The 26,623-nt window shown below is 70.9% G+C and carries 24 protein-coding genes; 16 read left to right on the forward strand and 8 right to left on the reverse strand.

The window, feature by feature from the left end:
• Nucleotides 1-271 precede the first annotated feature (271 nt).
• Complete coding sequence (locus ACQEU8_RS05440; protein ID WP_433097373.1) at nt 272-946, forward strand: AIM24 family protein; 675 nt, start codon at nt 272-274, stop codon at nt 944-946.
• A gap of 181 nt (nt 947-1,127) precedes the next feature.
• Here the strand turns inward: ACQEU8_RS05440 and ACQEU8_RS05445 are convergent, their stop codons facing one another.
• Both ACQEU8_RS05445 and ACQEU8_RS05450 read right to left on the reverse strand, forming a co-directional pair.
• Nucleotides 1,128-2,294 (reverse strand): NAD(P)/FAD-dependent oxidoreductase, encoded by a 1,167-nt coding sequence (locus tag ACQEU8_RS05445; protein ID WP_433097375.1) that lies wholly within the window; start codon nt 2,292-2,294, stop codon nt 1,128-1,130.
• The gene (locus tag ACQEU8_RS05450; RefSeq protein WP_433097377.1) at nt 2,291-2,647 is read right to left on the reverse strand and encodes a bifunctional 3-phenylpropionate/cinnamic acid dioxygenase ferredoxin subunit; all 357 of its coding nucleotides are present in this window, start codon (nt 2,645-2,647) and stop codon (nt 2,291-2,293) included. Before ACQEU8_RS05450 ends, ACQEU8_RS05445 begins: the two co-directional genes overlap by 4 nt.
• A 293-nt stretch (nt 2,648-2,940) precedes the next feature.
• Here ACQEU8_RS05450 and ACQEU8_RS05455 point away from each other — a divergent pair, with 293 nt between their 5' ends.
• The 6 genes from ACQEU8_RS05455 to ACQEU8_RS05480 all read left to right on the forward strand — a co-directional run bounded on the left by ACQEU8_RS05455 (nt 2,941) and on the right by ACQEU8_RS05480 (nt 10,687).
• A complete protein-coding gene (locus ACQEU8_RS05455; RefSeq protein ID WP_433097379.1) occupies nt 2,941-3,744 on the forward strand; it encodes an IclR family transcriptional regulator in 804 nt (267 codons plus the stop codon).
• Nucleotides 3,745-4,044: 300 nt separating this feature from the next.
• Nucleotides 4,045-5,130 (forward strand): S-(hydroxymethyl)mycothiol dehydrogenase, encoded by a 1,086-nt coding sequence (locus ACQEU8_RS05460; protein WP_433097381.1) that lies wholly within the window; start codon nt 4,045-4,047, stop codon nt 5,128-5,130.
• Nucleotides 5,127-7,634: a GcvT family protein gene (locus ACQEU8_RS05465; protein WP_433097383.1), complete on the forward strand. Its 2,508-nt coding sequence runs from the start codon at nt 5,127-5,129 to the stop codon at nt 7,632-7,634. Before ACQEU8_RS05460 ends, ACQEU8_RS05465 begins: the two co-directional genes overlap by 4 nt.
• Before the next feature lie 18 nt (nt 7,635-7,652).
• Nucleotides 7,653-8,852, forward strand: coding sequence for an N-methyl-L-tryptophan oxidase (solA, locus tag ACQEU8_RS05470; RefSeq protein WP_433097385.1), 1,200 nt, complete (start codon nt 7,653-7,655; stop codon nt 8,850-8,852).
• Nucleotides 8,849-9,976 (forward strand): aromatic ring-hydroxylating oxygenase subunit alpha, encoded by a 1,128-nt coding sequence (locus tag ACQEU8_RS05475; protein WP_433097387.1) that lies wholly within the window; start codon nt 8,849-8,851, stop codon nt 9,974-9,976. The genes solA and ACQEU8_RS05475 overlap by 4 nt, the downstream gene beginning before the upstream one ends.
• Nucleotides 9,977-10,009: 33 nt before the next feature.
• Nucleotides 10,010-10,687 carry an HAD family hydrolase gene (locus ACQEU8_RS05480; RefSeq protein WP_433097389.1) on the forward strand — a complete coding sequence of 226 codons (678 nt, stop codon included), beginning with the start codon at nt 10,010-10,012 and terminating at the stop codon, nt 10,685-10,687.
• A 157-nt stretch (nt 10,688-10,844) separates the two neighbouring features.
• Here ACQEU8_RS05480 and ACQEU8_RS05485 read toward each other — a convergent pair whose 3' ends face one another.
• Complete coding sequence (locus ACQEU8_RS05485; protein ID WP_433097391.1) at nt 10,845-11,621, reverse strand: FadR/GntR family transcriptional regulator; 777 nt, start codon at nt 11,619-11,621, stop codon at nt 10,845-10,847.
• Between the two features lie 277 nt (nt 11,622-11,898).
• Here ACQEU8_RS05485 and ACQEU8_RS05490 point away from each other — a divergent pair, with 277 nt between their 5' ends.
• From ACQEU8_RS05490 to ACQEU8_RS05515, 6 genes are read left to right on the forward strand one after another with little or no spacing between them, the layout of a single operon-like run.
• Nucleotides 11,899-13,137: a M20 family metallopeptidase gene (locus ACQEU8_RS05490; protein ID WP_433097393.1), complete on the forward strand. Its 1,239-nt coding sequence runs from the start codon at nt 11,899-11,901 to the stop codon at nt 13,135-13,137.
• Nucleotides 13,134-14,585 (forward strand): aldehyde dehydrogenase family protein, encoded by a 1,452-nt coding sequence (locus ACQEU8_RS05495; protein WP_433097395.1) that lies wholly within the window; start codon nt 13,134-13,136, stop codon nt 14,583-14,585. The genes ACQEU8_RS05490 and ACQEU8_RS05495 overlap by 4 nt, the downstream gene beginning before the upstream one ends.
• Nucleotides 14,582-15,382: an SDR family NAD(P)-dependent oxidoreductase gene (locus tag ACQEU8_RS05500; RefSeq protein ID WP_433097397.1), complete on the forward strand. Its 801-nt coding sequence runs from the start codon at nt 14,582-14,584 to the stop codon at nt 15,380-15,382. Before ACQEU8_RS05495 ends, ACQEU8_RS05500 begins: the two co-directional genes overlap by 4 nt.
• Nucleotides 15,383-15,424: 42 nt before the next feature.
• Nucleotides 15,425-15,724 (forward strand): DUF3311 domain-containing protein, encoded by a 300-nt coding sequence (locus ACQEU8_RS05505; RefSeq protein ID WP_433097399.1) that lies wholly within the window; start codon nt 15,425-15,427, stop codon nt 15,722-15,724.
• On the forward strand, nt 15,721-17,265 hold the full coding sequence (locus tag ACQEU8_RS05510) for a sodium:solute symporter family protein (RefSeq protein WP_433097401.1): 1,545 nt from the start codon (nt 15,721-15,723) through the stop codon (nt 17,263-17,265). Before ACQEU8_RS05505 ends, ACQEU8_RS05510 begins: the two co-directional genes overlap by 4 nt.
• 43 nt (nt 17,266-17,308) lie before the next feature.
• A complete protein-coding gene (locus ACQEU8_RS05515) occupies nt 17,309-19,633 on the forward strand; it encodes a penicillin acylase family protein (RefSeq protein WP_433097403.1) in 2,325 nt (774 codons plus the stop codon).
• A 198-nt stretch (nt 19,634-19,831) separates the two neighbouring features.
• On the opposite strand, the gene ACQEU8_RS05520 is transcribed toward ACQEU8_RS05515, so the two are convergent.
• Complete coding sequence (locus ACQEU8_RS05520; RefSeq protein WP_433097405.1) at nt 19,832-20,038, reverse strand: hypothetical protein; 207 nt, start codon at nt 20,036-20,038, stop codon at nt 19,832-19,834.
• A 130-nt stretch (nt 20,039-20,168) separates the two neighbouring features.
• Between ACQEU8_RS05520 and ACQEU8_RS05525 the strand changes: the two genes are divergently transcribed.
• Nucleotides 20,169-20,999, forward strand: a complete 831-nt coding sequence (locus tag ACQEU8_RS05525) for a helix-turn-helix domain-containing protein (protein WP_433097407.1) — start codon at nt 20,169-20,171, stop codon at nt 20,997-20,999.
• Nucleotides 20,996-21,181 carry a DUF397 domain-containing protein gene (locus ACQEU8_RS05530; RefSeq protein ID WP_433097409.1) on the forward strand — a complete coding sequence of 62 codons (186 nt, stop codon included), beginning with the start codon at nt 20,996-20,998 and terminating at the stop codon, nt 21,179-21,181. The genes ACQEU8_RS05525 and ACQEU8_RS05530 overlap by 4 nt, the downstream gene beginning before the upstream one ends.
• A 19-nt stretch (nt 21,182-21,200) precedes the next feature.
• Here ACQEU8_RS05530 and ACQEU8_RS05535 read toward each other — a convergent pair whose 3' ends face one another.
• The 4 genes from ACQEU8_RS05535 to ACQEU8_RS05550 all read right to left on the reverse strand — a co-directional run bounded on the left by ACQEU8_RS05535 (nt 21,201) and on the right by ACQEU8_RS05550 (nt 25,619).
• Complete coding sequence (locus ACQEU8_RS05535; protein WP_433097411.1) at nt 21,201-22,025, reverse strand: carbohydrate ABC transporter permease; 825 nt, start codon at nt 22,023-22,025, stop codon at nt 21,201-21,203.
• Nucleotides 22,022-22,993, reverse strand: coding sequence for a carbohydrate ABC transporter permease (locus ACQEU8_RS05540; protein WP_433097413.1), 972 nt, complete (start codon nt 22,991-22,993; stop codon nt 22,022-22,024). Before ACQEU8_RS05540 ends, ACQEU8_RS05535 begins: the two co-directional genes overlap by 4 nt.
• Nucleotides 22,990-24,405 carry an ABC transporter substrate-binding protein gene (locus tag ACQEU8_RS05545; RefSeq protein WP_433097415.1) on the reverse strand — a complete coding sequence of 472 codons (1,416 nt, stop codon included), beginning with the start codon at nt 24,403-24,405 and terminating at the stop codon, nt 22,990-22,992. The genes ACQEU8_RS05540 and ACQEU8_RS05545 overlap by 4 nt, the downstream gene beginning before the upstream one ends.
• Nucleotides 24,406-24,557: 152 nt before the next feature.
• Nucleotides 24,558-25,619, reverse strand: a complete 1,062-nt coding sequence (locus ACQEU8_RS05550) for a carbohydrate kinase family protein (RefSeq protein ID WP_433097417.1) — start codon at nt 25,617-25,619, stop codon at nt 24,558-24,560.
• A gap of 226 nt (nt 25,620-25,845) precedes the next feature.
• Between ACQEU8_RS05550 and ACQEU8_RS05555 the strand changes: the two genes are divergently transcribed.
• The gene (locus ACQEU8_RS05555) at nt 25,846-26,598 is read left to right on the forward strand and encodes a DeoR/GlpR family DNA-binding transcription regulator (RefSeq protein ID WP_433097419.1); all 753 of its coding nucleotides are present in this window, start codon (nt 25,846-25,848) and stop codon (nt 26,596-26,598) included.
• Nucleotides 26,599-26,623: the final 25 nt, after the last annotated feature.

The following is a 26,623-nucleotide window of genomic DNA, read 5'->3' on the forward strand; positions in this document are numbered from 1 at the left end:
ACCCGGGCGCAAGCAGACGTCGCGCGGGACGCATCCACCCACCCGCATCTCCCGTATCCCGCGCCGAAGAAGAATCGACCGATCGACCGGCGGCACGGCCAAGTACGAGCTGCTCAAGCACCACCGCGGCACTCCGGACGCGCCCGCTGCCAGAAACGGACCTGACGATCTCCCACCCGTCCGGTGGAGCGAGCCGACTGCGCTGGGGTCAGGTGAACCAGCGGCACGGAATGTCTGGAAGGAGCGACAGGTTCCGGGGGAACATGGCGCCATGCAGAGTGATCTCTTCGCTACGAAGAACATGGCGCAGCCCAGCCCCACAGCGGGGATGGAGCTGCAGAACGACAAGTGCGTGAAGTACACGGTGAACGGCGAGTGCTACGCGCGGCAGGGATCGATGGTGGCCTTCCGGGGGAATCTCCGGTTCGAGAAGAAGGGCCAGGGGGTCGGCAACTTCCTCAAGCGCCAGGTCACCGGGGAAGGGCTGGCGCTGATGTCGGTCAGCGGCCAGGGCGAGGCGTGGTTCGCGCACGAGGCGGAGAACTGCTTCCTCATCGACATAGCGCCCGGCGACTCGCTCACCGTCAACGGGCGTAACGTGCTGGTCTTCGACGCCGGTCTGCACTACGAGATCGGCATCGTCAAGGGCGCGGGAATGGCCGGCGGCGGGCTGTTCAACAGCGTCTTCTCGGGCCAGGGCAGGCTCGGTGTCATCTGCGAGGGCACGCCGATCGTCATCCCGGTGTCGCAGCAGATGCCGGTGTTCGTGGACACCGACGCGGTGGTGGGCTGGAGCGCCCAGTTGCAGACCTCGCTGCACCGCTCGCAGAGCTTCGGTTCGATGATCCGGGGCGGCTCGGGCGAGGCCGTGCAGCTGAGGCTGGACGGAGAGGGCTTCGTCATCGTCCGCCCCAGCGAGAAGCAGCCGGCGACCGCCGGTAATTGACGCCGGACGTTGTGGTTCCGGCCGCCTCCTTTTCCGCCGGACCCTCGCTGTTGGGGTTCCCGCCGTTGCGGCGGGATTGATCTCGGGGGCTCCGCCCCCGAGCCCCCGGCCCTTCGGCAAGGGGGTTCAGGGGGCGGAGCCCCCTGAACCTCTCTTCGCCGCAACACAGCAACCCGCAGCGTCAGACCGCCGCCATCCCGGCGCGGGCCAGCTCGCGCCGGGCTCGCATGAAGGGGCGGGGGCGGTTGGCTGCGAGGACTGCCGTGGTGGTGCCGTCGCGCTCGTAGACGGCGAGAAAGCTGCGGTCCTCCGGTGAGCCCTCCACCACCCGTAGGGTGTCGTCCGGACCGCGGCTGCCCGCGAGTTGGAGCCGGATGCCGTACTGGTCGGACCAGAAGTACGGCAGTGCCGTGTACGTCTCCACGGTCGTGCCGGCCAGCAGATTCCGTACGGCGACGGCCGGGGCCTCCATGGCGCTCGTCCAGTGCTCGGCCCGGTGCCCGGCGCTGCGGGCCACATCGCCCACGGCCACCACACCCGGCACCGGGGTGACGCCGCCCGCGTCGCAGACGACGCCGTCGTCCAGCGGGAGGCCTGAGCCCTCCAGCCAGCCGGTCGCGGGCCGTACGCCGATACCGACCACGACCACGTCGGCGGGCAGGAACCGCCCGTCGGCCAGCTCCACCCAGCCGACCCGGTTACGGGCGCCGTCCGGGTGCAGTGCGCGCACTCCGGTGCCGGTGAGCAGGGTGACGCCGTGGTCGGTGTGCAGGTCGGCGCAGAACTCCGCGACTTGAGGGCCGAGTTGGGGCAGCAGTGGCTGCTCGGCGGCCTCGACGACGGTGACCGTGTGCCCGAGGGTGGCGCAGGAGGAGGCGACCTCGGCGCCGATGAATCCGGCGCCGATCACCACGACCCGCACCTGCCCCCGGCTCAGCTCCTCGCGGAGCGCGGCGGCGTCGTCCAGGGTGCGCAGGGTGTGCACCCCTTCCAGCGGCTCGCCGGGCAGGGTGCGGGGCACCGCTCCGGTGGCCAGGACGACGCCGTCGGTGGACAGCCTGCGGCCGTCCGTGAGCGTGACCGTACGGGAGGGCGGGTCGAGGCCCTCGGCACGGGTGCCCAGCAGCCAGTCGGCGTCCAGCTCGGCGATCTCCTCCGCGTCGGCGAGGGAGAGCCGTTCGGCGGTCAGCGCGCCGGTCAGGAATTCCTTGGAGAGTGGAGGCCGGTCGTAGGGGCGATGGTGTTCTTCCCCTACGATCACCAGCCTGCCGTCGTAGCCCTCTGCGCGGAGCGCCAGTGCGGCATGGAGTCCTGCCAGGGAGGCGCCGATCACGGTGATGGTTTTCATGCGGCGCTCCCTTGTCCGGCTACGGCGGTGTGCGGTGTTTGCGCGGCCCGGTCGGCCTCGACGTGCACCCATACGGTGCCGTCGAGCACGCTCACCGCGTGGGTGCGGACCGGCTTGCGAGCAGGGAGGCAGGTGGGGCGGCCGGTGCGCAGGTCGAATGAAGCAGCGTGCAGCGGGCATTCGACCAGACAGCCCTCGAGCCAGCCTTCTGACAGGGACGCGTCCTGGTGGGTGCAGGTGTCGTCGATTGCGTAGAGCTCGCCGTCGGCGTTGAAGACGGCGATGGGAGGTTCGAGGTCGAGACGGACGGATTCGCCTTCGGGCAGGTCCTCAAGGCGGCAGACAGGGATCACTGTGATTCACCTCGCGAGCACGTTCGAGTGAGCAGGGTCGGCGGATCCCGGTACCGGGTGACCGGAGAAGCGCGGGGAAGACACTTCGCTACTATCCGAGTTCCGTATCGCGCACGATGGAGCGTGATGCGCAACAGAATCCAAGCGGGGAGGCTTCACGTCAAGCACCCGCCGACGACCTCCGCGGATAGTGGAGAGAAACGGCAGCCTCCGGGGAGCACGGCGCGCGGCCGCGCGCCGGCAACCGGGAACCGGGAACCACAACCAGGCCAGCAGGCGGTGACGTTGAGCAGATGAGTGAAAAATCGGAGGACACAGCGACTGGTAAGCAGTCCAGAGGCGCGGCTGCTTCGGTCCAGTCGGTCGACCGCGCCGTCAGCGTGCTGGAGATCCTGGCCCGGCACGGCGACGCGGGCGTGACGGAGATCGCCGAGGAACTGGGCGTCCACAAATCGACGGCGTTCCGGCTGCTGGGCGTCCTGGAGGCCAGGGGCCTGGTCTCCCAGGAGCAGGACCGCGGCAAGTACTACCTGGGCCCGGGCGTGCTGAGACTGGCCGGAGCCGCGGCTTCCCGGCTGGACATCTCACAGGAGGGCGCTCCGGTCTGCCGCGAGCTGGCCGAGGACGCCGGGGAGACGGCGAACATCGCGGTGCTGGACGACGACGCCGCGGTCAACATCATGCAGGCGCGTGGCGCGTCGTCGGTCACCGCGCAGAACTGGCTGGGCAGACGGACGCCGCTGCACGCCACCTCCAGCGGCAAGGCGCTGCTGGCGCACCAGCCGAAATCCGTCCAGGAGAGCGTGCTGTCGCGGAAGCTGCCACGGCTGACGGAGTCGACCGTGGTCTCCCCCGCGGAGCTGCGCGCTGAGCTGAAATCGGTGGTCAAGACCGGTTTCGCGGTGGCGAGGGACGAGCTGGAGCTGGGCCTGCACGCGGTGGCGGCACCGGTGCGGGCGCACGACGGGAAGGTGATCGGCGCGATCAGCGTGTCCGGGCCCTCCTACCGGCTGGAGGAGGAACGGCTCCAGGAGGTCGCCAAGCGCACGATGGCGGCGGCCCAGGATCTCTCGCGCCGGATGGGTTACGCCTACTGAGCCCGGCCTGCACCCGCTGCGGGCACCCGTCGGCCGGCCCGGAACCGGCCCGGAACAGCTCTGGAACCGACCGGGAATCTGCCGTCGAAAAGTACAAATTTCTGATGGAGCGTCAGCAGTAGCAGCGCCCCGACCTCCCATAACTGCGGGTCCGGCATCGGCCGGGCCCGCGGTGCGTTTTTCTGACGCCTTGTCATGAACCACTGATCCACATCTCTTGACGGGCGAGGTTCGGCGTTCTCACTATGTCTCCCATAGCGCAACCAGTCGTGCACTACGCAACAACTGCGAGGTCTGGGAATGCCACACGAGGTCCGCGCTGTCATCGCGATGAAGAAGGACGCCCCGGCCGAGGTGCAGACGGTCCTGGTACCGGACCCCGGCCCGGGCGAAGTCCTCGTCTCCATCCAGGCATGCGGTGTCTGCCATACCGATCTGCACTACCGGGAAGGCGCCGTCGGCGACGACTTCCCGTTCCTGCTCGGCCATGAGGCCGCGGGCGTCGTCGAACAGACGGGCCCGGGCGTCACCGATCTGCGCCCCGGCGACTTCGTCGTGCTCGCCTGGCGCGCACCGTGCGGAAGCTGCCGCTCCTGCCGTAAGGGGCGGCCCTGGTACTGCTTCGACTCGCGCAACGCCCGGCAGCCGATGACGCTGCTGGACGGCACCCCGCTCAGCCCGGCGCTCGGCATCGGCGCGTTCGCCGACAAGACGCTGGTCGACGCGGGGCAGGCCGTCAAGGTCGACCCCGCGGCGCGGCCCGAGGCAGCCGGACTCATCGGCTGCGGCGTGATGGCCGGCTGGGGCGCCGCCGTGCACACCGGGGGTGTCTCCTACGGGGACACCGTCGCCGTCATCGGCTGCGGCGGTGTCGGCAACGCGGCCATCGCGGCGGCCTCGCTGGCCGGGGCACGCCGGATCATCGCCGTCGACATCGACGACAACAAGCTGGATGTCGCCACCCAGTTCGGCGCCACCCACAGCGTCAACTCGCGCGGCACCGATCCCGTCGAGGCCGTCCGCGAGCTGACCGGCGGGCACGGCGTGGACGTCGTCATCGAGGCGGTCGGCCGTCCGGAAACCTATCTCCAGGGCTTCGCCATGCGGGACCTGGCGGGCGTGCTGGTCCAGGCCGGCGTCCCGGCCCCGGACGTGACGATCGAGCTCCCGTTCCAGGAGCTCTTCTCGCGGGGCGGTGCCCTCAAGTCGTCCTGGTACGGGGACTGCCTGCCCAGCAGGGACTTCCCGGTCCTGATCGACCTCTACCTCAGCGGCAAGCTCGACCTGGGCGCCTTCGTCACCGAGACGATCGCGCTGGACGAGGTCGAGGTCGCCTTCGAGCGGATGCAGCGCGGCAAGGTGCTGCGATCGGTGGTGGTGTTGTGAGCACTTCTTCCTCTGAGCCTCCCCGCGAATCTCCCCAGGCGCCGGCCGATTCGCGGGCCGGGCGCGTCGTCATCGTCGGCGCCGGAATCGTCGGCTGCTCGCTGGCCGACGAGCTGACGGCGCGCGGCTGGCGCGACGTCACCGTTCTCGAACAGGGCCCGCTGGCAGCACCCGGCGGATCCACCTCGCACGCCCCCGGCCTCGTCTTCCGCACCAGCCCCTCGCGGACGCTGACCCAGTACGCGCGCTACACCGTCGAGAAGTTCAGCTCGCTGCACCACGCGGGGCGGCCGTGCTTCCTGCCGGTGGGCGGCCTGGAGGTCGCCACGACGGAGGCCCGCTGGCTGGATCTGCACCGTAAGGCTGGGCTCGCCGCCTCCTGGGGCGTGGAGGGCGAGCTGGTCGGACCCGCGCGGTGCGCCGAGCTCTTCCCGATGCTCGACCCGGACAGCGTGCTCGGCGGCTTCCACACCCCCGGCGACGGTCTGGCCCGCGCGGTCGACGCCTGCCTGGCCCAGATCGAGCGCGCCTCGCAGCGCGGTGCCCGCTTCCTGGACCGGCACACCGTCACCGGCATCGAGCGCGAGGGCGGCCGGGTCACCGGCGTCGTCACCGACCGGGGCACCTTCCCGGCCGACCATGTGGTCTCCGCCGCCGGGTTCTGGGGGCCGGTCGTCGGCGCCATGGCCGGCGTGGACGTACCGCTGCTGCCGCTCGCCCACCAGTACGCCAGGACGGCGCCGCTGCCGGAGCTGACCGGGGCCAACGGTGTCGAGGCCGTCCGGCCGCTGCTCCGCCACCAGGACCACGACCTGTACTACCGCGAACACCTCGACCCGGCGGGCGGCCCCGGCCGGATCGGCATCGGTACGTACGCACACCGTCCACTGCCCGTCGACCCGTACACGATCCTGCCCTACGACGAAGCCCCCGAGATGCCGTCCTCGCTGCCCTTCACCGAGGAGGACTTCGCAGCCAGCTGGACGGAGACCGGCCGGCTGCTGCCCGCACTGGCCGGCTCCCGGGTGGACGAGGGCTTCAACGGCGTCTTCTCCTTCACCCCCGACGGGATGCCGCTGCTGGGCCAGTCCGACACGGTGCGCGGCTTCTGGCTCGCCGAAGCCGTCTGGGTCACGCACTCGGCGGGCGCCGCGCGGGCCGTCGCCGAGCTGATGACGGACGGCCGCACCACGGTCGACGTCCACGAGTGCGATCCGCACCGCTTCGAGAAGGCCCAGCGCTCCCCCGCGTATGTGCGTGCACGCGGCGAGCGCAGCTTCGTCGAGGTGTACGACGTGATCCACCCGCTGCAGCCGCCCGGCACGGGCCGCCCCCTGCGCACCAGCCCCTTCTACCCCCGGCAGCAGGAACTGGGCGCCCACTTCCTGGAGTCGGGCGGCTGGGAGCGGCCCCACTGGTACGAGGCCAACGCGCCGCTCGTGGCCGAGCTCGGCATTCAGCTGCCCGAGCGCGACAGCTGGTCGGTCCAGCACTGGTCGCCGATCGCCGCCGTCGAGGCGAAGCTGACGCGGGAGAAGGTCGCGCTGTACGACATGACGCCGCTGCGGCGGCTGGAGGTCACCGGGCCCGGCTCGCTCGCCTTCCTGCAGCGGATGACCAGCAACAACCTCAAGAAGCGGACGGGCTCAGTCACCTACACGCTGCTGCTCGAAGAGAACGGCGGCATCCGCAGCGACCTGACCGCCGCCCGGCTGGGCCCGGACCGCTGGCAGCTCGGCGCCAACTCCCCCGCCGACCTGGACTGGCTCACCCGGCACGCGCCCGAGGGCGTACAGATCCGCGACATCACCTCCGGCACCTGCTGCATCGGGGTGTGGGGCCCGCTGGCCCGGGAGCTGGTGCAGCCCCTCACCCCCGCGGACTTCTCGCACGAGGCGTTCGGCTACTTCAAGGCGCGCGAGACATACGTGGGCCACATCCCGGTGACCGCGCTGCGGGTCAGCTACGTCGGCGAGCTGGGCTGGGAGCTGTACACGGATGCCGATGTGGGACTGCGGCTGTGGGACACCCTGTGGGAGGCCGGACAGCGGCTCGGCGTCATCGCCGCGGGCCGCAGTGCCTTCAACAGCCTGCGGCTGGAGAAGGGATACCGCGCCTGGGGCGCCGACATGACCACCGAGCACACCCCGGAGGAGGCCGGCGTCGGCTTCGCCGTCCGCCCCGCCAAGGGCGACTTCGTGGGGCGGGACGCGCTGGCCGAACGCGGGGAGCCCACCCGGAAGCTGGTGTGCCTCACCCTCGACGACCCCGCCGCGGTTGTCATGGGCAGCGAACCCGTGCATGTCGACGGGGTCGTCGCCGGCTATGTGACCAGCGCTTCGTACGGCTACAGCGTGGGGCGGTGCGTCGCCTACGCGTGGGTGCCGGCCGGCGCAGCTGTGCCGGGTACCTCGGTCGCCGTCGAGTACTTCGGCGAAAAGGTGGCGGCAACCGTCGCCCCGGAGCCGCTGTTCGACCCCGAGATGGCCCGCATCCGCCGCTGACCCACAAGGAGGCCCGCAGTGGCACATTCCCGCGATGTCATCGTCATCGGACTCGGCGGTATGGGCAGCGCCGCCGCCTGTCATCTGGCAGCCCGCGGCCACCAGGTCCTCGGACTGGAGCGTTTCGGCCCGGCCCACAACCGCGGCTCCAGCCACGGCGGTTCCCGCATCATCCGCCAGTCCTACTTCGAGGACCCCGCCTACGTCCCCCTCCTCCTCCGCTCCTACGACCTCTTCGCGAAGCTGGAACGCGACACCGGCCGCACCCTCGCCACCCTCTGCGGCGGCGTGATGGTGGGCCGCCCGGACAGCCGGGCCGTCTCCGGCAGCCTGCGCTCGGCCCGGCAGTGGGACCTCCCCCACGAGATGGTGGACGCGGCCGAGGTACGCCGCCGCTTCCCGACCCTGACACCGGCGGACGACGAGGTCGCGCTCTACGAGGAGCGCGCCGGTTTCGTCCGCCCCGAGGCAACCGTCACCGCGCATGTGCAGCTCGCCCAGCAGGCCGGTGCCGACCTGCGGTTCGAGGAACCGGTGACCCGCTGGGAGGTGCTGCCGGGCGGCAGAGGCGTCCGGGTGCACACGACGGATGACGTCTACACCGCCGGGCATCTGGTGGTCTGCCCCGGCGCGTGGGCACCGCGCCTGCTCGCCGACCTCGGTGTCGGCTTCGCCATCGAGCGGCAGGTCATGTACTGGTTCCACCCGCGCGGCGGCACCGCCCCGTTCGCGCCGGAGCAGCACCCCGTCTACGTGTGGGAGGATACCGACGGCGTGCAGGTCTACGGTTTCCCGGCGATCGAGGGCCCGGACGGCGGGGCGAAGGTCGCCTTCTTCCGCAAGGGTTCGCTGTGCGACCCGGAGACCATCGACCGCACCGTGTCCGAGGCGGAGGCCGGGGCGATGGCGGCGCAGCTGCGGCCCCGTATCCCCGATCTGCCGGGGCGGCTGCGCAAGGCCGTCACCTGTATGTACACCACAACGGCCGACGAGCACTTCGTGCTGGCCCGGCACCCGGAGCATCCGGACGCGGTCACCGTGGCCTGCGGATTCTCCGGGCACGGCTTCAAGTTCGTACCCGTCGTCGGCGAGATACTCGCCGATCTGGCGCTCAACGGCACCACCGAGCATCCCATCGCCCTGTTCGACCCGCTCAGGGAGCCCCTGAAGGCCCCGCACCGCCAGTTCGCCACTCCCGAGGGAGAAACCACGACATGACGACCGTTGTCGGCAGCCTGCTGGCGACTCTGCCAGGAGACCGCTACACCGATCCGGAGAACTTCCGGCGCGAGCAGGAGCGCATCTTCGAGACCGAGTGGTTCTGCGCGGTCCGCTCGGCCGATCTCGACAAGCCAGGCGCCTACCGCACTGTTCAAGTGGGCCGCGAAAACGTGCTGATCACCCGCAACCGGCGGGGTGAGCTGCGGGCCTTCCTCAATGTGTGCCGGCACCGCGGCGCCCGGCTGTGCACGGAGCAGGCCGGCGAGGTACGGCGCAGCCTGCAGTGCCCGTACCACGCGTGGACGTACGACCTGGACGGCAAGCTGACGGCGGCCCCCAATCTGACCCGGATGCCGGATGTGGACCGTACCGAGTACGGACTGCACACGGTGCGGCTGCGGGAGTGGCTGGGCTATGCGTGGGTGTGCCTGGCCGCCGAGCCGCCCTCGTTCGAGGAGTCCGTGATGGGGGATGTCGCCGAGCGGCTGGGCGGCACCGAGGTGATCGGGCACTACGCGATCGAGTCGCTGGCCCTGGGCCGACGGCACACCTACGACGTGGCGGCCAACTGGAAGCTGATCATCGAGAACTTCATGGAGTGCTACCACTGCGCCACGATCCACCCTGAACTGACCGAGGTACTCCCGGAGTTCGCCGACGGGTTCGCCGCCCAGTACTACGTCGGGCACGGGCCCGAGTTCGCCGCCGAGGCCCAGGGCTTCACGGTGGACGGCAGCGCGGGCTTCGAGCGGCTGCCCGGCGTCCCGGACGCCCACGACCGCCGCTACTACGCCATCACCATCCGGCCGCAGGTGTTCGTGAACCTGGTGCCCGACCATGTGATCGTCCACCGGATGTTCCCGCTGGCCGAGGACCGCACGGTGATCGAGTGCGACTGGCTGTACGCGCCGGAGGTGGTTGCCGCGGGTGCGGACGTCTCGCACTCGGTGGAGCTCTTCCACCGGGTCAACGTCCAGGACTTCGACGCCTGCGAACGCACCCAGCCCGCCATGGCCTCCCGCGCCTACCGGGACGGCGGGGTGCTGGTACCCAGCGAGCACCACATCGGGGAGTTCCACACCTGGGTCACCGACCGGGTCGGCAGGCCGGGCCCGGGCTGAGGCCCCGCGCCGGGGCGTGATGGGGTGGGGCGTATGGACAGTACGCCCCACCCCTCCCCCGCCCGGGCCCTCGCGGCGGCGCGGCTCGTCATCTTCGACTGCGACGGGGTGCTGGTCGACACGGAGCGGATCGGGCCCAAGGTCGTCGCCGCGATGGCGACCGAGGCGGGGTGGCCGCTGACTCCCCACGACGTGCTCGAGAAGTTCCTGGGCACCCCGGAGCCTTATCTGCTGGCGCAGGTGCGGGCACACGCCACGGTGCCCGTGGACGACAGCTGGCTCGTCGAGTACCGGAGGCGGGTGGCCGCCGCGTTCGACGCGGCCCCGCACACGATGCCGGGCGTCGTCCAGCTGCTGGACGCGCTGGATGCCGGCTCCATCCCGTACTGCGTCGCCAGCAGCGGCAGTCATCCGCGCATCCGGCACTCGCTGACGGCCACCGGTCTGTGGGAGCGCTTCGCGGGCCGGGTCTTCAGCGCGGACGACGTACGCGAGGGCAAGCCGGCCCCCGATCTGTTCCTGCACTCGGCCGCCACCCTGGGTGTGCCGCCCGCGGAGTGCCTGGTGATCGAGGACAGTCCAGCCGGTATCCGCGCCGCCCACGCCGCCAACATCCCGGTCCTCGGCTACACGGGAGGGCCGACCCCCGCCGCCTGGCTGGCCGACGCGAGCGCGGGCACACTGGCGGACCTCCACGAGCTCACCGTTTGACAGGGGCGTACCCCGCGCGGGGGCTGCGCTTGCCCACCCTGCGCCCCTGGCGCAGACTGCCCAAGCGCAGGAGGTTGCCAATCAGGGGCGCGGGGAACTGCGCGACCAGCCACAACCATCCCGCAGCCTGCAACGCACAACAAGGGGCAGCCCCTACTCAGTCCAGCGCCGCCCTCAACCGCTCGCGGTCCTGCTCCGGAAGATGCGGGGCATAGTGCTCGAACAACGCCTCCCGGCCCAGCCGCGCCGCACGGGCGCCGTCCGCAGCGCGGAGGGCCGCGAGAATCTCGCGGTGATGGGTGACGGAGCGCCGCATCCAGTCACTCGCGTCACCGGCCCGCTTCGCGCGGACCAGCTTGCCCTCGATGGCGTCCACGACCGCGTCATGGACCGCCCGCGCGCACAGTGCGAGCAGCGCGTTGCCGCTGGCCTCGGCGACGGCGCGGTGGAACTCCGCGTCGGCCTCGCTGAAGGCGTGCGGGTCGTGCGGGACGCACTCCTCCATCCGGTCCGCGAGCTCCGTCAGCCGGTGCAGATCGTCCTCGGTGTGCAGCCGTGCCGCCAGGCGGTAGCTCTCCGCGTCGAGGACCATCCGGAACTGGATCAGTTCGGCCAGACCGGACAGATGGGAGCGGGCGAGGCGGCCGAGGGCGTGGCTGAGGGTGTCGGGCGAGACGCCCAGCACCTCGGCGCCCAGCGGATCGCCGGGCCGGGAGCGGATCAGCCCCGAGGACTGGAGGACCCGCAGCGCCTCGCGGATGGTCGAGCGGCCCACGGCGAACTGGCGCACCAACTCCCGCTCGGCGGGCAGCCGGGAGCCGGGCGGCAGTTCACCGTCCAGGATGCGCTCCTCGATCTGCTCGGCGACGCGCTGGTAGGCGCGCACCGGACGCACCGGCTTGAATCCGATCTGACCAGGTGACTCGGCCGTCATCCGGCACCCTTCCTCGTGACTCGTCGCGTGGTTGGCCCCGAAGGCTGATCGGTTGTCCAGCGGCGGTTGCTGATGGCTTTCGCGCTGTTTCCCACCGGTTTCCCGATGCCTTCTCGGCGGCTTCTCATGTTGCTTTCGTGCGCTCTGCTTGCCGACCCCTTGACCGGGACCGTGGCCCGCAAGCAGAGTACGGCCAGTCAACTGGTCTGACCAGTCGCCTGGCCTCCGGAGCAAGCCGATCGGCCGGCCGACTGGGACAGGGACGTGGAGGAGCCAGATGCATTCCGGTCCCGGCGCACTGCCGTGGGATTCCCTGCTCGACACCGAGGCGGCCATCGCCTTCACCCAGCAGCTGGTACGGCTGCGCACCGTCAACGCCGAGGGCGCCGAGGACGTGGAGAGACCGGCTGCCGAGCTGGTCGCGGAGCTGTTCACCCGCTTCGGCTGGGAACACACCGTCACGGAGGTGGCTCCGGGCCGCCCGAACGTGATCGCGGTCGTCGAGGGCGGCGGGGGCCCGGGCCCCACGCTGATGTTCGAGGGCCATACGGATGTGGTGACCGAAGGCGATCCAGCGGACTGGAGCGTGGACCCGTACGGCGCCGAGATCCGCGACGGCAGGATGTGGGGCCGGGGCACCGCCGACATGAAGTCCGGTGTGGCGGCGATGATCTACGCCGTGCGCGCGCTCCAGCAGGCAGCCTCCTTCCCGGGCCGGATCGTGCTGGGCGTCATGGCCGACGAGGAAGGCATGATGCTCGGCGCCAAGGCGTTCGCGGCCTCCCCGCTGGCGGGCGAGGTGGACGGCGTCATCGTCTGCGAGCCGGAGGGCTACGAGGTGTGCACCTCGGCGCGCGGCGGCATCCGGCTGCGGCTGGATCTGACGGGTGTGATGGCGCACGGCGCGATGCCCCAGGAGGGGCGCAGCCCGATCGCGGCGGGGGCCAGAATCGTGGAGGCCCTCGGCACGGTGCAGGAGTGGGCGACCGTGCGGTTCGGCCACCACCCGCACGCCGGTTCGGTGACGGTCACCCCGACCGTGCTGCTCGGCGGCGACCCGGACCAGCTGAACGTCATCCCCGCGCACGGCGTCGTCGGCGTCGACGTACGGACCATCCCCGGCACCGACCACGCCGAGCTGACCGAGCGGGTGCGGAGCACGGCGGAGCAGGCGGCGGCCGCCTTCGGGGTGACCGTACGGCTGACCGTCGTCGACGACCGGCCCGCCATCGAGATAGCCGAGGACCATCCCGTGGTCCAAGGGCTGGTCGCCGCACACACCCAGGTGCACGGCAGCGCACCGGCGTTCGGCGCGGTGCCCGGCACCACCGACGGCACGATCCTCACCCGGGACGCGGGGCTGCCCACCGTGGTCTACGGCCCGGGCGGCAAGTGGATCGCCCATCAGAAGGACGAGTTCGTGGAGGTGCGGGAGATCGGCGAGTACGCCCGGGTGTACGCGGCAGCCGCGCACCACTTCCTCACCGCGGGCGGCACGGGAGGTACGGCAGCGTGAATCTGTGGCAGGGCAAGGAGTTCCCGGACGGACTGCCGGTCGGCGAGAGCTGGTCGGCGGCACCGGGGCAGCAGCTCGTTACCTTCCCCTACGACGGAAGCCCCGTGGCGCAGGCCCCACTCGGTGACCCGGCGCTCGCCCGGCAGGCCGTCGAGCACGCCGCCGCACTGCGCCGCGAGGTCTCCGCGCTCCCCACCCGCACCCGCCGCGCCGTACTCGGCGGTGTGGCGGAGGCGCTGGAGAGCGTGGCCGCCGGCATGGAGGACCTGCTCGTCCTGGAGACGGGCAAGCCGCGCGTCGACTGCCGTACGGAGGTGACCCGGGCGGTGGCCACCTGGCGGGCCGCGGCCGACGAGGTGGTGCACATCCACGGCGAGACGGTGCCGCTGGACGGGCTGCCGTCCGGCGACGGGATGACCGGCTTCTGGACGCGGCGCCCGGTGGGGGTGGTCGTCGGGATCGCCGGGTTCAACTATCCGATGATGCTGGCCAGTCACAAGATCGCGCCGGCGCTGGCGGCGGGCTGTCCGGTGATCGTCAAACCGGCGCCGGCGACCCCGCTGGCGACCCTGTGGCTGGTGCGTCTGGTGCGCGAACGGCTCGTCGCCGAGGGCGCCCCGGCGGGCGCGGTCCAGTTGGTGACCGGCGACGTCGAGGTGGGTCGTACGCTCACCACGCACGAGGCCGTCGCCGCGGTCTCGTTCACCGGCTCGGCCGCCGTCGGCCATCGCATCGCGAAGGACGCGGCGCCCCGCAAGGTGGTGCTGGAGCTGGGTTCCAACGCGGCGCTGGTCGTCGCGGCCGACGCCGATCTCGACGCGGCGGCCGACGCGGTGGTACGCGGCGGCTACTACGCCTCGGGCCAGGCGTGTATCGCCGTCCAGCGGGTGATCGCCGAACAGCCGGTCGCCGCCGAGCTGGAGCGGCGGATCACCGCGCGGCTGGCATCGGTACGGGTGGGCGACCCGCGCGAGGACAGCACCCGGGTCGCGGCGCTCATCGACGAGGCGGCCACCGAGCGGGTGCTGTCGTGGCTCGCGGACGCCCGTGCGGCGGGCGCCCGGCTGGTCGCGGGCGGCGAGCGGGTGGGCCGCTGTCTGACCCCGGCGCTGCTGGCCGAGGTGCCGGACGGGCAGCCCGCGTGGGACGAGGAGATCTTCGGGCCCGTCGTATGCCTGCGCTCCGTACCCGATCTGGACGCCGCCTTCGCCACGGTCGACGCCGGCCGGTACGGGCTGCACGCCGCGGTCTTCACCCACCGCCTGGACGTCGCATTCCGCGCGTTGGACGAACTCGACGTCGGCGGCGTGGTGATCAACGAAGTGCCCGGCTACCGCTGCGACGTCGCCCCCTACGGCGGCGTCAAGGACTCCGGCATCGGACGGGAGGGTCCACGGTTCGCGATCGAGGAGCTGACGGTGACGAAGATGGCGGTGATCAAGCCATGAGCCAGGACAACGACCGGGGTGCCGAGGTGGATTACAGCCGGCTGTTCCGGCTCGACGGGCGGCGGGTGGCCGTGGTCGGCGGCGCGAGCGGCATCGGCCGGGAGGCGGTGCGAGCGCTGGCGGCACACGGCGCCCAAGTCGTGGTGGCCGACCGGGACGAGGCGGGCGCGGCGGAGACCGTACGCCTGGCGGGCCCCGGCGCCTCCCCGTACCCCCTCGATGTGCTGGACGAGGAAGCGCTGACCCGCGCGGCGGCCGACTGGGGCCCGCTGGACGGGCTCGTGGTGACGGTCGGCGTCAACGTGCGCAAGCGGATCGCGGACTACACCGTGGCGGAGTTCGAGCGGGTGGTCGCGCTGAATCTGCGGGCGCACTTCTCGCTGCTGCGGGCCTGCGCCCCGGCGATGGCGGAGCGCGGCCGGGGCTCGGTGGTCTCCCTCGCCTCCATGCGCGCCTTCCAGGTGGAGCCGGGCCAGGGCGTGTACGCGGCCTCCAAGGCGGGCCTCGTCCAGCTGCTGCGGACGGCTGCCGCGGAGTGGGGGCCGCAGGGTGTGCGGTTCAACGCCGTGGCGCCCGGGGTGGTGCGGACTCCGCTCACCGACCAGATCGCCGCCGACGCGGAGTGGTACGACGCCTATGCGCGGGCCTCCGCGCTGCAGCGGTGGGCGCGGGCCGACGAGATCGCCGGCGCCGTCGTGTATCTGATCTCCGACGCCGCCACCTTCGTGACCGGCAGCGTCCTGACCGTGGACGGCGGATGGACCGCCGTCGACGGACGGTACGACCCGGCCGTGTGACCCCCATGCCGTTACCCACGATCCCCGAAGGAGCACCCCGTCATGCCCGAGCACCACCGCCCTCCGCAAGGGGAGGACCCCCTCGAAGGGCTCCCCCGTAGCAGAGCCAAGCGCCCAGCGCTGTGGCTCCTGCTCGTCCCCGCCGTCCTCTACTGCTCGGCCCCCCTGGTGGCGAACCGAATCGAACCCCGCATCGCGGGCCTCCCCTTCCTGCTGTTCTGGATCCTCGCCGCGACCGTCGTGAGCCCGCTGGTCATCTGGGCGGTCTCGCGGCTCGACCCCGCCTTCAAGGAGGGCGCGGTCGAACCGCTTCCGGTCGATGACATGGGAGGCGCGCGATGAGCGGATCAGCGGCGATCGCGACGACGATCTTCGGTCTCGCCATGGCGGCGACCCTCGCCATCGGCGTGCTCAGCGCACGGGGGCGGGACAAGGGCATGGCCGAGTGGTCGGTCTCCAGCCGCGGCCTCGGAGTGCTGTTCATCTGGCTGCTGATGGCGGGCGAGACCTACACCAGCTTCTCGTTCCTGGGCACGGCCGGCTGGTCGTACTCGATGGGCGTGCCGATCCTCTACCTGGTCGCCTATCTGACGGTCGGTTTCGCGGTGGCGTACGTGGTCGGCCCGGCGCTGTGGACGTACGCGAGCCGGCACCGGCTGCTGTCAATAGCGGACATGGCCGAACACCGCTTCCGCTCCCGGCCGGTGGGGATATTGGTGGCGATCACGGCGACTGTTTTCATCGTCCCCTACGTCCAGGTGCAGATCCAGGGCATGGGGGTGGTGGTGAACGCGATGACGTACGGCAGCGTCGATCTGCATGTCGCCGCCGTGATCTCCTTTGTCGTCGCGGAAGCGTTCATCCTCGTCTCCGGGCTGCGTGGCTCGGCGTGGGTGAGCGTGCTCAAGGATGTGCTCGTCATCGTGGCGGTGGTGTTCCTCGCGGTGTGGGTGCCGCTGCACTACCTCGACGGGTACGGGGACTTCATGACACGGATGGTGCAGGAGAAGCCCGAGTGGCTGACGTTCCCCGGCCATGCGTCGGGCGGGCTGAACGGCACCTGGTTCGTCTCCACGCTGCTGCTGAACGCTGTGACGATCTCCATCTTCCCCACCACCGTCGCCGGGTACCTCAGCGCGAAGAACCCCAACGCGCTGCGCCGCAACGCGCTGCTGCTGCCCTGGTACCAACTGCTGCTGTTCATCCCGATGATGGTCGGCGCCGTCGCGCTGTTCGCGCTGCCCGCGCTGGACAACCCGGACCTGGCACTGTTCCGGCTGGTCACCGACTCGCTGCCGGCTCCCGTCGTCGCGGTGATCGGGGTGGCGGGCGCACTGTCGGCGATCGTGCCGATGAGCGTGTTCATGCTGGCGATCGGCACGCTGTGCGGCCGTACGCTGCTCGGCGGCGGCAACGGCTCCGACCCGCGCAGCCGCGCCTACCGGGCCCGCGCCGCGGGCGAGCCCGTGGACGAGCCGGGCGGTGCGCAGGACGTGCGGATCAAGCGGCTGTCCCAGCTGGTGTGCTTCCTGGCCGGGCTCGTGGCGCTGCTTGGCAGCCTCTTCTTCCCGAACACCCTGGTGCAGCTGTCGGTCCTCTCGTACGAGGGGCTGGCGCAGCTCGTGCCGCTCGCCCTGCTGTCGCTGTTCTGGCGGCGGCTGACCGCGGCGGCCGGGGTCGCGGGCATGCTGGTGGGGCTCGGGGTGGTACTGCTGCTGTGGTGGACGGACAACGACCCGTGGCACGGGATCAACGGCGGTGTCCTGGGGCTCGCGGCCAATCTGCTGGTGTCCCTCGCGGTCACCTACGCCCGGCCCGCCGCACCCGGAACGGCACCGGCGCCGGCCAGGCGGACCCCGTCACCGGCGCAGGAGTCGGTGTGAGGCACGGTCAGGAATCGGTGTGAACCGGCGAGGAGGAGTCGGCGTGGATGTGACCAGGTTCGAGGTTCCGGGGCTGGCGGAGCCCGTGGAGATCCTGGTGGACCGCTGGGGCGTGCCGCATCTGTACGCCGCCTCCCGCGCCGACCTCTTCCTCGCGCAGGGGTTCAACGCGGCCCGCGAGCGGCTGTTCCAGCTCGACCTGTGGCGGCGGCGCGGGCTGGGGCTGCTGGCGGAGGTGTTCGGCGAGAGCTACGTCGAGCACGACCGGGCGGCCCGGCTGTTCCTGTACCGGGGCGACATGGCCGAGGAGTGGGCGGCGTACGGGCCGGGGACGGAGGAGATGGCGCGCTCCTTCGTCGCCGGGATCAACGCGTATGTGGCGACAGTGCGCGGAGCCGGCTCCCTCCCGCTCGAGTTCGCGGCCCTCGACCATGCACCGTCCTACTGGCACCACAGCGATCTGGCCCGCATCCGCACACACGGCCTCTTCTACAACCTCCGCGAGGAGGTGGCCCGGGCCCGCACGCTCCGCGACTTCGGCCCCGAGGTGGAGGAGCTCCGCAAGGTCCGGGAGCCCGAGGGCCACGAGCTGCGCGTTCCCGAGGGCCTGGATCTGGACGTCATCCCGGACGACGTACTCCGCGTCTACGATCTGGCCACCACCCCGCCCTGGGCCACCGACACCCCGCCCCGCCAGGGCCTGGACGGCAGCAACAACTGGGTGCTGGCGCCCTCCCGCACCGCCACCGGGCGGCCGCTGCTGGCCAACGACCCGCACCGGGCCGTCACCGTGCCCTCGCTCCGCTATCTCGCCCACCTGTCAGCGCCCGGGCTGGACGTCATCGGGGCGGGCGAGCCGGCGCTGCCGGGGATCTCCATCGGGCACAACGGCCGTATCGCGTTCGGCCTGACGATCTTCCCGATCGACCAGGAGGACCTGTACGTCTACCGCACCCGGCCCGGTGACCCGCACTCCTACGCGTACGGGGACGGCTGGGAGCGGATGACGTGCGTGACCGAGGAGATCCCGGTCAGGGACGCGAAGCCGGTGCGGGCCCGGTTGTGGTTCACCCGGCACGGGCCCGTCATCCGCGAACACCCGGAGAAAGAGGCCGCGTTCGCGGTGCGCGCCGCGTGGCTGGGGCCCGGGATGGCGCCGTACCTGGGCAGCGCCGGCTATATGGGCGCCGTGAGCCCGGACGCGTTCACGGCAGCGATGCGCCGCTGGGGCGCGCCCGGGGAGAACCAGGTGTACGCGGCGCCCGACGGCACGATCGGCTGGCGCCCGGCCGGACGCGTCCCGCGGCGGCGCGGCTGGGACGGCACGCTGCCGGTGCCGGGCGACGGGCGTTACGAGTGGGACGGCTTCCTCGAAGCGGACGAGCTGCCGAGCGAACGTGACCCGGCCCAGGGCTGGTTGGCCACCGCGAACCAGCTCAATCTGCCGCCGGACTATCCGCACGCCGAGCGGCCCGTCACCCACGACTGGTACGCGCCCTTCCGCCACCAGCGGTGCGCCGAGGCCCTCGCGGCGCGGGACGACTGGAGCGTCGAGGACTGTGTGCGGTTGCAGACCGACGCGGTCAGCCTGCCCGCGCGGCGAGTGCTGCCGCTGTTGTCCGGGCTGGAGAGTACGGACCCCCGTGTACGGACCGGCCTTGCGCTGCTGCGCGGCTGGGACGGCACCCTGCGCGCCGACTCGGCCGCGGCCGCGCTGTTCGAGGTGTGGTTCCGCCGCCATCTGCGGCCCGCGCTGCTGCGGCGGGCGCTGCGCGGGCTGGTACCGGCGGCGCGGCTGGAGGATGCACTGGCGCGGGTACTGCCCGTGGAGAGCGACTCGGCGGACCCACGGGTCGAGCTACGGCTGCTGGCCGCGCCCGATCCGGGCGGCGAACGCGGGGAGTTGCTGCTGACGAGTCTCGGCGCGGCGGTGGCGGCCGTCACCGAGCTGCTGGGCGCGGACCCGGACGACTGGTCCTGGGGCACCCTGCACCGCGCGGAGCTACGCCATCCGGTGGCCACGCTGCTGGCCCACCGCGGGGTGACGAACGCGCCCGACTGGTGCGCTCTCGGTCCGCTCCCGCGGGGTGGCAGCGGCGACACGGTGGGCGCCGCCGCGTATCTGCCGGACTTCCGGCAGAACGGTGGGGCGACGTTCCGCATGGCGGTGGACGTCGGTTCCTGGGACGACTCCCTCGCGATGAACTCCCCCGGCCAGTCCGGGGATCCGCGCTCCCCGCACTATGGGGATCTGTTCGCCGCGTGGGCCGCCGATGGGGCGTTCCCTCTTGCCTACTCCCGCCCCCGCGTGGAGGCGGAGACGGTGCGGCGTCTGGTCCTCTCCCCAGCCGCCGCGGCCTTGAACTGACTGGCTCAAGTGCGTCGGGAGACGGGGGTTGCCACGCGGCGAAGTTCGGGGGCATAGCGATAGAGCATGATCGGGGGTTCGTTGGGGCCCGTGACGACCCTCAACCGGTAGATGTACGGGGCCGGACCAGTGACCTGGACGATCTCCCCGGCGTGGCCACTCTTCACGTCCCTCGCGGTGTCGCCGACCTGCCACATGTCACAGCCCACTCGGAAGGCCGCGCAGTCCAGGCCGGGCGTCAGGATTGTGCTTCAAATGCAGGTGCGCACCTTGCAACGCTTCCAGATCCGCGGCGCCCCTGTCGTCGCATGCCCCTCGCGCCCGGATGATCATCGTCCGGAACCATTCGCAGTCCTGGCAGCCGCCGTTCATCGCCACCTTCACGCTTGCTCCGTCCTCGGGCATGGCCCTGCCTCCTTGCCGCGTGCTTGCGCTGTGTAGCCAACCCAACACAAAGGGAGCTACGCTGGTACGGCTTGCTCGCAAGTCGGCAAGTCGCTGCTCAGCGGTGATGGCGCAAAAAGGGCTGGTCAGGGTGGGGCGTAAACAGAACGGCGGCGACGACTTGCGCGGCTCTCCAGTGGCCCGCAGGCTTGGCGAGGACATCAAACAGGTGCGGCTCGCTCGGAAGCTGACGCAGAAGCAGTTAGGCCACGGGACGGGATACAGCGAGGGCTATGTATCGCGTGTCGAGGCGGGGATTCGTCTACCGTCGGAACGGTTCGCGGCGGGATGCGACAAGGTGTTCGGGACAGGCAGCCTCTTTGCTGAGCAGTTGCGGCGGCTCCTTCATGGTGACCGAATCCCTGAGTGGTTCGCTCCGTATATTGACCTCGAGGAACGGGCTGACCGGATCTTGGACTTCAGTCCCATCTTTCCGATGGGCATGCTCCAAACGCCTGAGTACGCAGAAGCCGTCTACCGCGCTGGAGCGATGGCCGCTCGCGGTGAGGATTTCGGTCCGGCGCTCGCAGCTCGAATCACTAGGCGAAAACTGCTTGAGAAGAAGGACGCGCCCCTGCTGTGGGTAGTGTTCACAGAGAGTTGTCTACGGACGCCGGTAGGCCCCGCGAGCGTGATGCGAGGGCAACTCGAACACCTCGCAGATGTGTCGGAGCATCCTCGCGTGACGATCCAGGTTCTCCCGTACAAGGCGGGCGCCTCGCCGTGCCCCAGTCCGTACACGATGCTGAGGGCAGACACCAAATGGAGCGTGTACACCGAGTTCCCATACGGTGGTCGCGCTTACGATGACGAGCAGTTCGCCGCAGCGTGTATGGATATGTATGACCTGCTCAGGGCACGCGCACTCAGCCCTGAAGAGTCAGTGCGCTACATCCGAGAGATTTCCGAGGTGTACCAATGAAGTGGATCAGGAGCAGCTACAGCGCCGGCAACGGCGGGCAGTGCCTTGAGTGGGCGCCGTCCGAGGTACGAAAAGGCACCGTCCCCGTACGGGACAGCAAGGACACCGAGCGGGCACCGCTCATGTTCTCAACGGCGGCCTGGACCACGTTCGTCAGTGCCATAAAGCACTCCGTGCGCTGATAGGCAAGCCGCCGCCCCGTCACTCCTTCGCGGAGCCGGTCAGCATGCCCTGGATGAAGCGCCGTTGCAGCAGCAGATAGACCAGGACGACAGGCAGCGCGATCAGCGTGGCGGCAGCCGCAAGCAGGGCGGTGTCCGAAGCGTGCTGGCCCTGGAAGAAGGCGAGTCCCAGGGGGACCGTGCGGTGGGCCTCGTCGCTCACCATCACCAGCGCCATCAGGAACTCGTTCCAGGTCCACATGAAGACGATGACGGTCAGCGTGGAGAAGGCGGGCCGTCCCATGGGCACCAGGATCCGGGTGAGGGTGGACCAGTGGGTCGCCCCGTCGATGCGCGCGGCCTCCAGCAGCGAGCGCGGGGTGTTGCGGAAGTACGTCCGCATCCAGAAGACGCCGAACGCGAGGGACTGCGCGGTCTGCGGCAGGATCAGCCCCCAGTAGGTGTTGGTGAGCCCCCAGTGCCGCAAGTCGAAGTAGAGCGGGACGATCACCGCTTCCTGCGGCAGGGTGAGCCCCACGACGAAGAGGTAGAAGAGCCAGTTGGAGCCGGGGAAGCGCATGGTGCCGAAAGCGTAGGCGGCCAGCGTGGCCAGCACAGTGGTGGCGGCCACCACGGCGACGGCCACCACTACGGAGCTGAGCAGATAGCTGCCGAAGTGTCCGCGGGTCCAGGCATCGGCGAAGTTGCCCCAGTTGAGGCCGTCCGGCACGGCGAAGCCGGTGTCCAGCGAGTCCTGCCGGGACAGCGCGGTGGTCAGGATCCCGGCGACGGGTATCAGGGCGATCAGCGCGAACAGGCAGAGGATGGCGTAGGTGACGCCGCGTTCGGTGCGGGAAGTGTTCAACGTCTCCGGCCCTCCACGAGCCTGGTGACCACCATGGTCAGCGCGAAGATCACGGCGGTGAGGGTGATGCCCATGGCGGACGCCGAGCCGACCTCACCGCTCTCGAAGGCCCGGCGGTAGACCTCGTAGGCGGGCACGGAGGTGGCGTTGCCAGGACCGCCACTGGTGGTGATGTAGATCAGGTCGAAGTTGCGCAGCGCCGCCACCATGGTCAGCGTCAGCGCGACGGCGATCTCGGCGCGCAGTCCCGGCAGGGTGACGGTCCAGAACTCCCGTACGGGGCCCGCGCCGTCGAGGCGTGCCGCCTCGTAGAGTTCGCGCGGGATGCGCTGGGCTCCGGCGAGGAAGAGCACCAGACACAGTCCCGTCTCCACCCAGGTGCCGATGGCGCCCACGGCGGGCAGCGCCCAGGTGTCGTCGCCGAGCCAGGACCGGGCCAGTCCGTCCAGGCCCACGGCGCCGAGGGCGTCGTTCAGCAGCCCGTCGGGGGCCAGCACCGCGCGCCAGGCGACACCGACGACGACCATGGCCAGCACCTGCGGCAGGAACAGCACGGTGCGGAAGAAGGTCATGCCGTGGATGCGGAAGCGGGTCAGCGCAGCGGTGAGCAACAGGCCGATCGCCACCGGCAGTACGGCGTAGAAGAGCAGCAGCACCGCAGCGTGCGCGAAGGGTGCGCGCAGCTCGGGGTCGGTGAGCAGGTCCTGGTAGTTGTCGAGACCTGCCCAGCTCGCGCGGGTCAGCCCGTCCCAGTGCAGCAGCGACAGCCAGGCGGTCTGGCCGAGCGGCCACAGCAGGAACACCCCGAAGACGGCGAGCGCCGGCAGGACGTACAGATAGCCCACCGCCCGTGGCTCGCCGGGTGCCTGCCGCCGGTAGCGGGCGGTGATCCGGCCCAGCACGGCGGGTCCGCGCGGGGCATCCTGCCCGGCGCCCGTACGCGTGCCGGGGCCGGTGGCCGCGCTCATTCCTCGTCCTTGCCGTCGGCGCGCTGCTGGGCGCGGAAGTCCGCGTACTCCTTCTGCATCCGCTCGGCGAGGCCGTCGGGGCTGAGTTTGCCGCTGAGGACGCCCTGGAGGTCGGCGGAGAGGGTGTCGTAGAAGGTGGGGGTGGTGTAGTCGAGGTAGGGCACCAGCCCGTCGGCGGCGTTCAGCTTCTGCCAGCCGGCGAACATCTGGCCGGTTGCGGTGTCCGGGTCGAGCTTCTTCGCTGCCTTGCCGGGCACGACCGGCAGCACGCCCTCCTCGGTCATCACTTTCGAGGCGTGCGCGTCGGTGAGGAAGTCCAGGTAGGCGGCGGCGACTTCGGGGTGGTCGGACTTGGAGGTGATGGACCAGGGCAGGCCCTCGCCGCCGGTGGTGACCGGCTGCCGCCCGGCGGCCGGGGGCGGTGGCATGAAGCCGAGGTCGTCGCCCATCGGCCCCAGCAGGTCGGCGAGTTGCCAGGTGCCGGTGATCAGGAAGGCGCCCTTGCCGTCGGCGAACTGCTTGGCGGCGTCGTCGTAGCCCTTGCCGTTGGCGCCCTTGGGGAAGTAACCCTTCTCCGCCCAGTCGGCGAGGGTACGGGCCGCCTCCCGGGTGGCGTCGGTGTCGAAGCCACCGCCACGGCCGAAGACCGTTTCGCGGACCGGCTCGGCGCTGCCCGCCGCCTGGCCCTGGAGCACGCCGAAGGTGTGGATGGCGGGGTACTTGTCCAAGTTGCCGAACTGCACCGGCAACTGACCGGCCCGCTTCAGCTTCGGCAGCGCGCCGGTGAGGTCCTGCCAGGTCTTCGGCGGCTCGACACCGGCCTTTCGTAGCACCGTTTTGTTGTAGTAGACGCCGATATATTCCGCTTCCTGGGAGATTCCGTACAGCTGGCCGGTGCCGAACCGCTTTCCGTCGGGCGAGACCCGGTTCAGGTTGAGCAGGGTCTGCGGGAAGCGGGTGTTCCAGCTGTAGAGACCCGCGTAGCTGTCCAGCGGGGTGAGCATCCCGGCGCGGGCGAAGGCCACCATGTCGGCGTAACCCTGGTTGGCCTGGACGACGTCGGGAGGATTGTCGCCGCTGAGGGCCAGTTTGAGAGTCTTCTTCAGGTCGTTGAAACTGCGGGCGACCCGCTTGATGGTGACGTTGGGGTACTTCTTCTCGAACTCCTTGTTGAGGCGCTCGATCTCGGCGTTCGTGCCGCCGCGCACCTGCTGGTCCCACACCGTGAGGGTGACCTTGCCGGCCTTGCCCGGGTCGGGTATGGCGGTGGCTGCCGCGCCGCCGGGGCCTGCGGCGCCGGAACCGTCGGTGCCGGGCACGCAGGCGGCGGCCAGCAGTAGGGCGCCGAGGGCGCCGAGCGCTGTGAGGGCGTGGCGCGGTCGCCCTCTCCTGTGGTGCCGGTGCGCGTTCATCGTTGTACCCCCTCCTTGATGCTTCGCCTGCTGGGTTGGGACTGCCCCTGCCGGTGCGTCGCAGACTGCGCGGGTTTGTGGTTGCTCGCGCCCACGCGGCGGAGCCGCATAAATGAGCACAGCCCCGCGCCCCTGCGGGGCGCTGTGCCCTCTCATTGGCGGAAGCCGATGGTGGGGGTGGCGCGGAGTAGGGGCCAGTCGCTGCTGCCGCCGGGCAACAGGTCGTCCAGGAAGGAATAGCGCCGCATCACGTCCTGGCTCTGGCCGCCGATCCGTCGCGCGTATTGCCACCAGGCCGCCACCTCGCTCCAGCCGGGTGCGGAGAGGGAGCCGCCGAAGTGCTGTACGGACAGTGCCGCGGTCAGATTGGCGAAGGCCAGCCGGTCGGCGAGCGGCCAGCCGGCCAGCGTCCCGGTGGTGAAACCGGCCATGAACACGTCCCCGGCGCCGGTGGGGTCGAGCGCGTCGACCTCCAGCGCGGGTATGTCGGCGTACTCGCCCGTGGTCCCGTCGACGGCGACCGCGCCGCCGGAGCCCTTGGTCACGACCGCGACGGGCACCAGCTCGGCGAGTGCCCGTACTGCTGCCTCGGGGGTGTCGGTGCGGGTGTAGTGCAGGGCCTCGGTGGCGTTCGGCAGGAACGCGTGGCACAGCGACAGATCGGCCAGGGTGTCCGGATCCCAGGCGCCCGTCTCGTCCCAGCCGGTGTCGGCGAAGATGAGGCTGCCCTCGGCATGCGCCTGCCGTACCCAGTCGCCCACCCGGCCGGGGGACAGTGAGGTGACGCAGGCCCGGGACGGCGGCCTGGAGGCGACGCTGACGCACGGTTTGGGCGCCTCGTGCCCGTGGCTGACCATGGTGCGTTCGCCGTCGTACGCCATCGAGACGGTGACCGGCGAGTGCCAGCCCTTCGCCCGGTGCGAGGGCGCCAGATCGATGCCCTCGCTGCCGGCGAGGGCCTCCCAGCAGTAGTCGCCGTACATGTCGTCGCCGAAGGCCGCCGCGAGCGCGGTACGCAGCCCGAGCCTGCGCAGCGCGGTGGCCATGTTGGCCACCCCTCCCGGGCTCGATCCCATGCCGCGGGCCCAGGTCTCGGTGCCGCGCACGGGGGCGTGGTCGAGGCCGGTGAAGACGATGTCGAGGAAGACGGTTCCGGTGAGGAACACATCGGTCTCGGGGCCGCCGTCCGTGCGGAGGGCGGCGAGCGGGTCCAACCAGCTCCCGGCGGGTGCGATGGGGGTACCCCCTGTTCGAGCGAAGTCGAGAACTTGGGGGAGGGCGCTCCCAGTGGTACTCAAGGCCGCTCGCCCCTCTCAGCAATGGCCAGAACTTAGCTTTTCAGTGATCTGTTTGAGCGATACCTTGCACGCTTCCCGGGCCGGATTGCAAGAGATCGGTCACACTCGCGCAAAGACGCTCAAGCGGGTTAGGGTGCTGAGTATGTTGCGCGAAACCCGGCACGAGAAGCTGCTGCGGCTCCTCCGCGAGGAGGGGGTGCTGCCCGTCGTCGAGATCGCCAGGCGGCTCCAGGTCAGCGAGGCCACCGCGCGGCGCGACGTGTCCGACCTGTCCGGGGCCGGACGGCTGCGCCGGGTGTACGGCGGCGCCATCGCCCGCGAACCGGTCGAGCGCCCCTTCGCGGAGGAGGAGGTGGACGACCTTCCGGCCAAGGAGGCCGTCGCCGCCGGTGCCGCACAGCTGATCCAGAACGGCGAGACGGTGCTGCTCGACATCGGCACCACCACCCTGCAACTCGCGCGGCTGCTGCACGGCCGGAAGATCACCGTCGTCACCTCCAGCCTCGCCGTCTACGAGGAGCTCCGCTCCGACGCCGAGGTGGCACTCGTACTGCTGGGCGGCGAAGTACGGCGCAACTACCGCTCCCTTGTCGGCCAGCTCACCCAGGCAGCACTGCGCGAGATCTACGCCGACCGCGTCTTCCTCGGCACCAGCGGAGTGCTGGCCGACGGCCGGGTGCTGGACACCACGGAGGTGGAGGTCCCCGTCAAACGGGCCATGCTGAGCTCGGCCCGCCAGGCGGTACTGCTGGCCACCCCGCGCAAGTTCCCCGGCACCGGCAGCGCCCGCGTCTGCCAGGCCGGCGACATCGACATGCTGATCACCGGCCAGGAGAGCGACCCGGCCACCCTCGCCACGTTCCGCGAGGCCGATGTGGAGGTAGTACAGCTATGACGGGAATGACCGGCGCCACGGACGC

This window comes from Streptomyces sp. CA-250714, assembly GCF_050936705.1.
GTDB lineage: Bacteria > Actinomycetota > Actinomycetes > Streptomycetales > Streptomycetaceae > Streptomyces.

Excerpts from the sequence above, each read along its gene's own strand:
- ACQEU8_RS05440 (WP_433097373.1), top strand. The coding sequence starts at position 272 with ATGCAGAGTGATCTCTTCGCTACGAAGAACATGGCGCAGCCCAGCCCC.
- ACQEU8_RS05445 (WP_433097375.1), bottom strand. The coding sequence starts at position 2,294 with ATGAAAACCATCACCGTGATCGGCGCCTCCCTGGCAGGACTCCATGCC.
- ACQEU8_RS05455 (WP_433097379.1), top strand. The coding sequence starts at position 2,941 with ATGAGTGAAAAATCGGAGGACACAGCGACTGGTAAGCAGTCCAGAGGC.
- ACQEU8_RS05460 (WP_433097381.1), top strand. The coding sequence starts at position 4,045 with ATGCCACACGAGGTCCGCGCTGTCATCGCGATGAAGAAGGACGCCCCG.
- ACQEU8_RS05475 (WP_433097387.1), top strand. The coding sequence starts at position 8,849 with ATGACGACCGTTGTCGGCAGCCTGCTGGCGACTCTGCCAGGAGACCGC.
- ACQEU8_RS05480 (WP_433097389.1), top strand. The coding sequence starts at position 10,010 with ATGGACAGTACGCCCCACCCCTCCCCCGCCCGGGCCCTCGCGGCGGCG.
- ACQEU8_RS05485 (WP_433097391.1), bottom strand. The coding sequence starts at position 11,621 with ATGACGGCCGAGTCACCTGGTCAGATCGGATTCAAGCCGGTGCGTCCG.
- ACQEU8_RS05490 (WP_433097393.1), top strand. The coding sequence starts at position 11,899 with ATGCATTCCGGTCCCGGCGCACTGCCGTGGGATTCCCTGCTCGACACC.
- ACQEU8_RS05500 (WP_433097397.1), top strand. The coding sequence starts at position 14,582 with ATGAGCCAGGACAACGACCGGGGTGCCGAGGTGGATTACAGCCGGCTG.
- ACQEU8_RS05505 (WP_433097399.1), top strand. The coding sequence starts at position 15,425 with ATGCCCGAGCACCACCGCCCTCCGCAAGGGGAGGACCCCCTCGAAGGG.
- ACQEU8_RS05510 (WP_433097401.1), top strand. The coding sequence starts at position 15,721 with ATGAGCGGATCAGCGGCGATCGCGACGACGATCTTCGGTCTCGCCATG.
- ACQEU8_RS05520 (WP_433097405.1), bottom strand. The coding sequence starts at position 20,038 with ATGCCCGAGGACGGAGCAAGCGTGAAGGTGGCGATGAACGGCGGCTGC.
- ACQEU8_RS05530 (WP_433097409.1), top strand. The coding sequence starts at position 20,996 with ATGAAGTGGATCAGGAGCAGCTACAGCGCCGGCAACGGCGGGCAGTGC.
- ACQEU8_RS05540 (WP_433097413.1), bottom strand. The coding sequence starts at position 22,993 with ATGAGCGCGGCCACCGGCCCCGGCACGCGTACGGGCGCCGGGCAGGAT.
- ACQEU8_RS05545 (WP_433097415.1), bottom strand. The coding sequence starts at position 24,405 with ATGAACGCGCACCGGCACCACAGGAGAGGGCGACCGCGCCACGCCCTC.
- ACQEU8_RS05555 (WP_433097419.1), top strand. The coding sequence starts at position 25,846 with ATGTTGCGCGAAACCCGGCACGAGAAGCTGCTGCGGCTCCTCCGCGAG.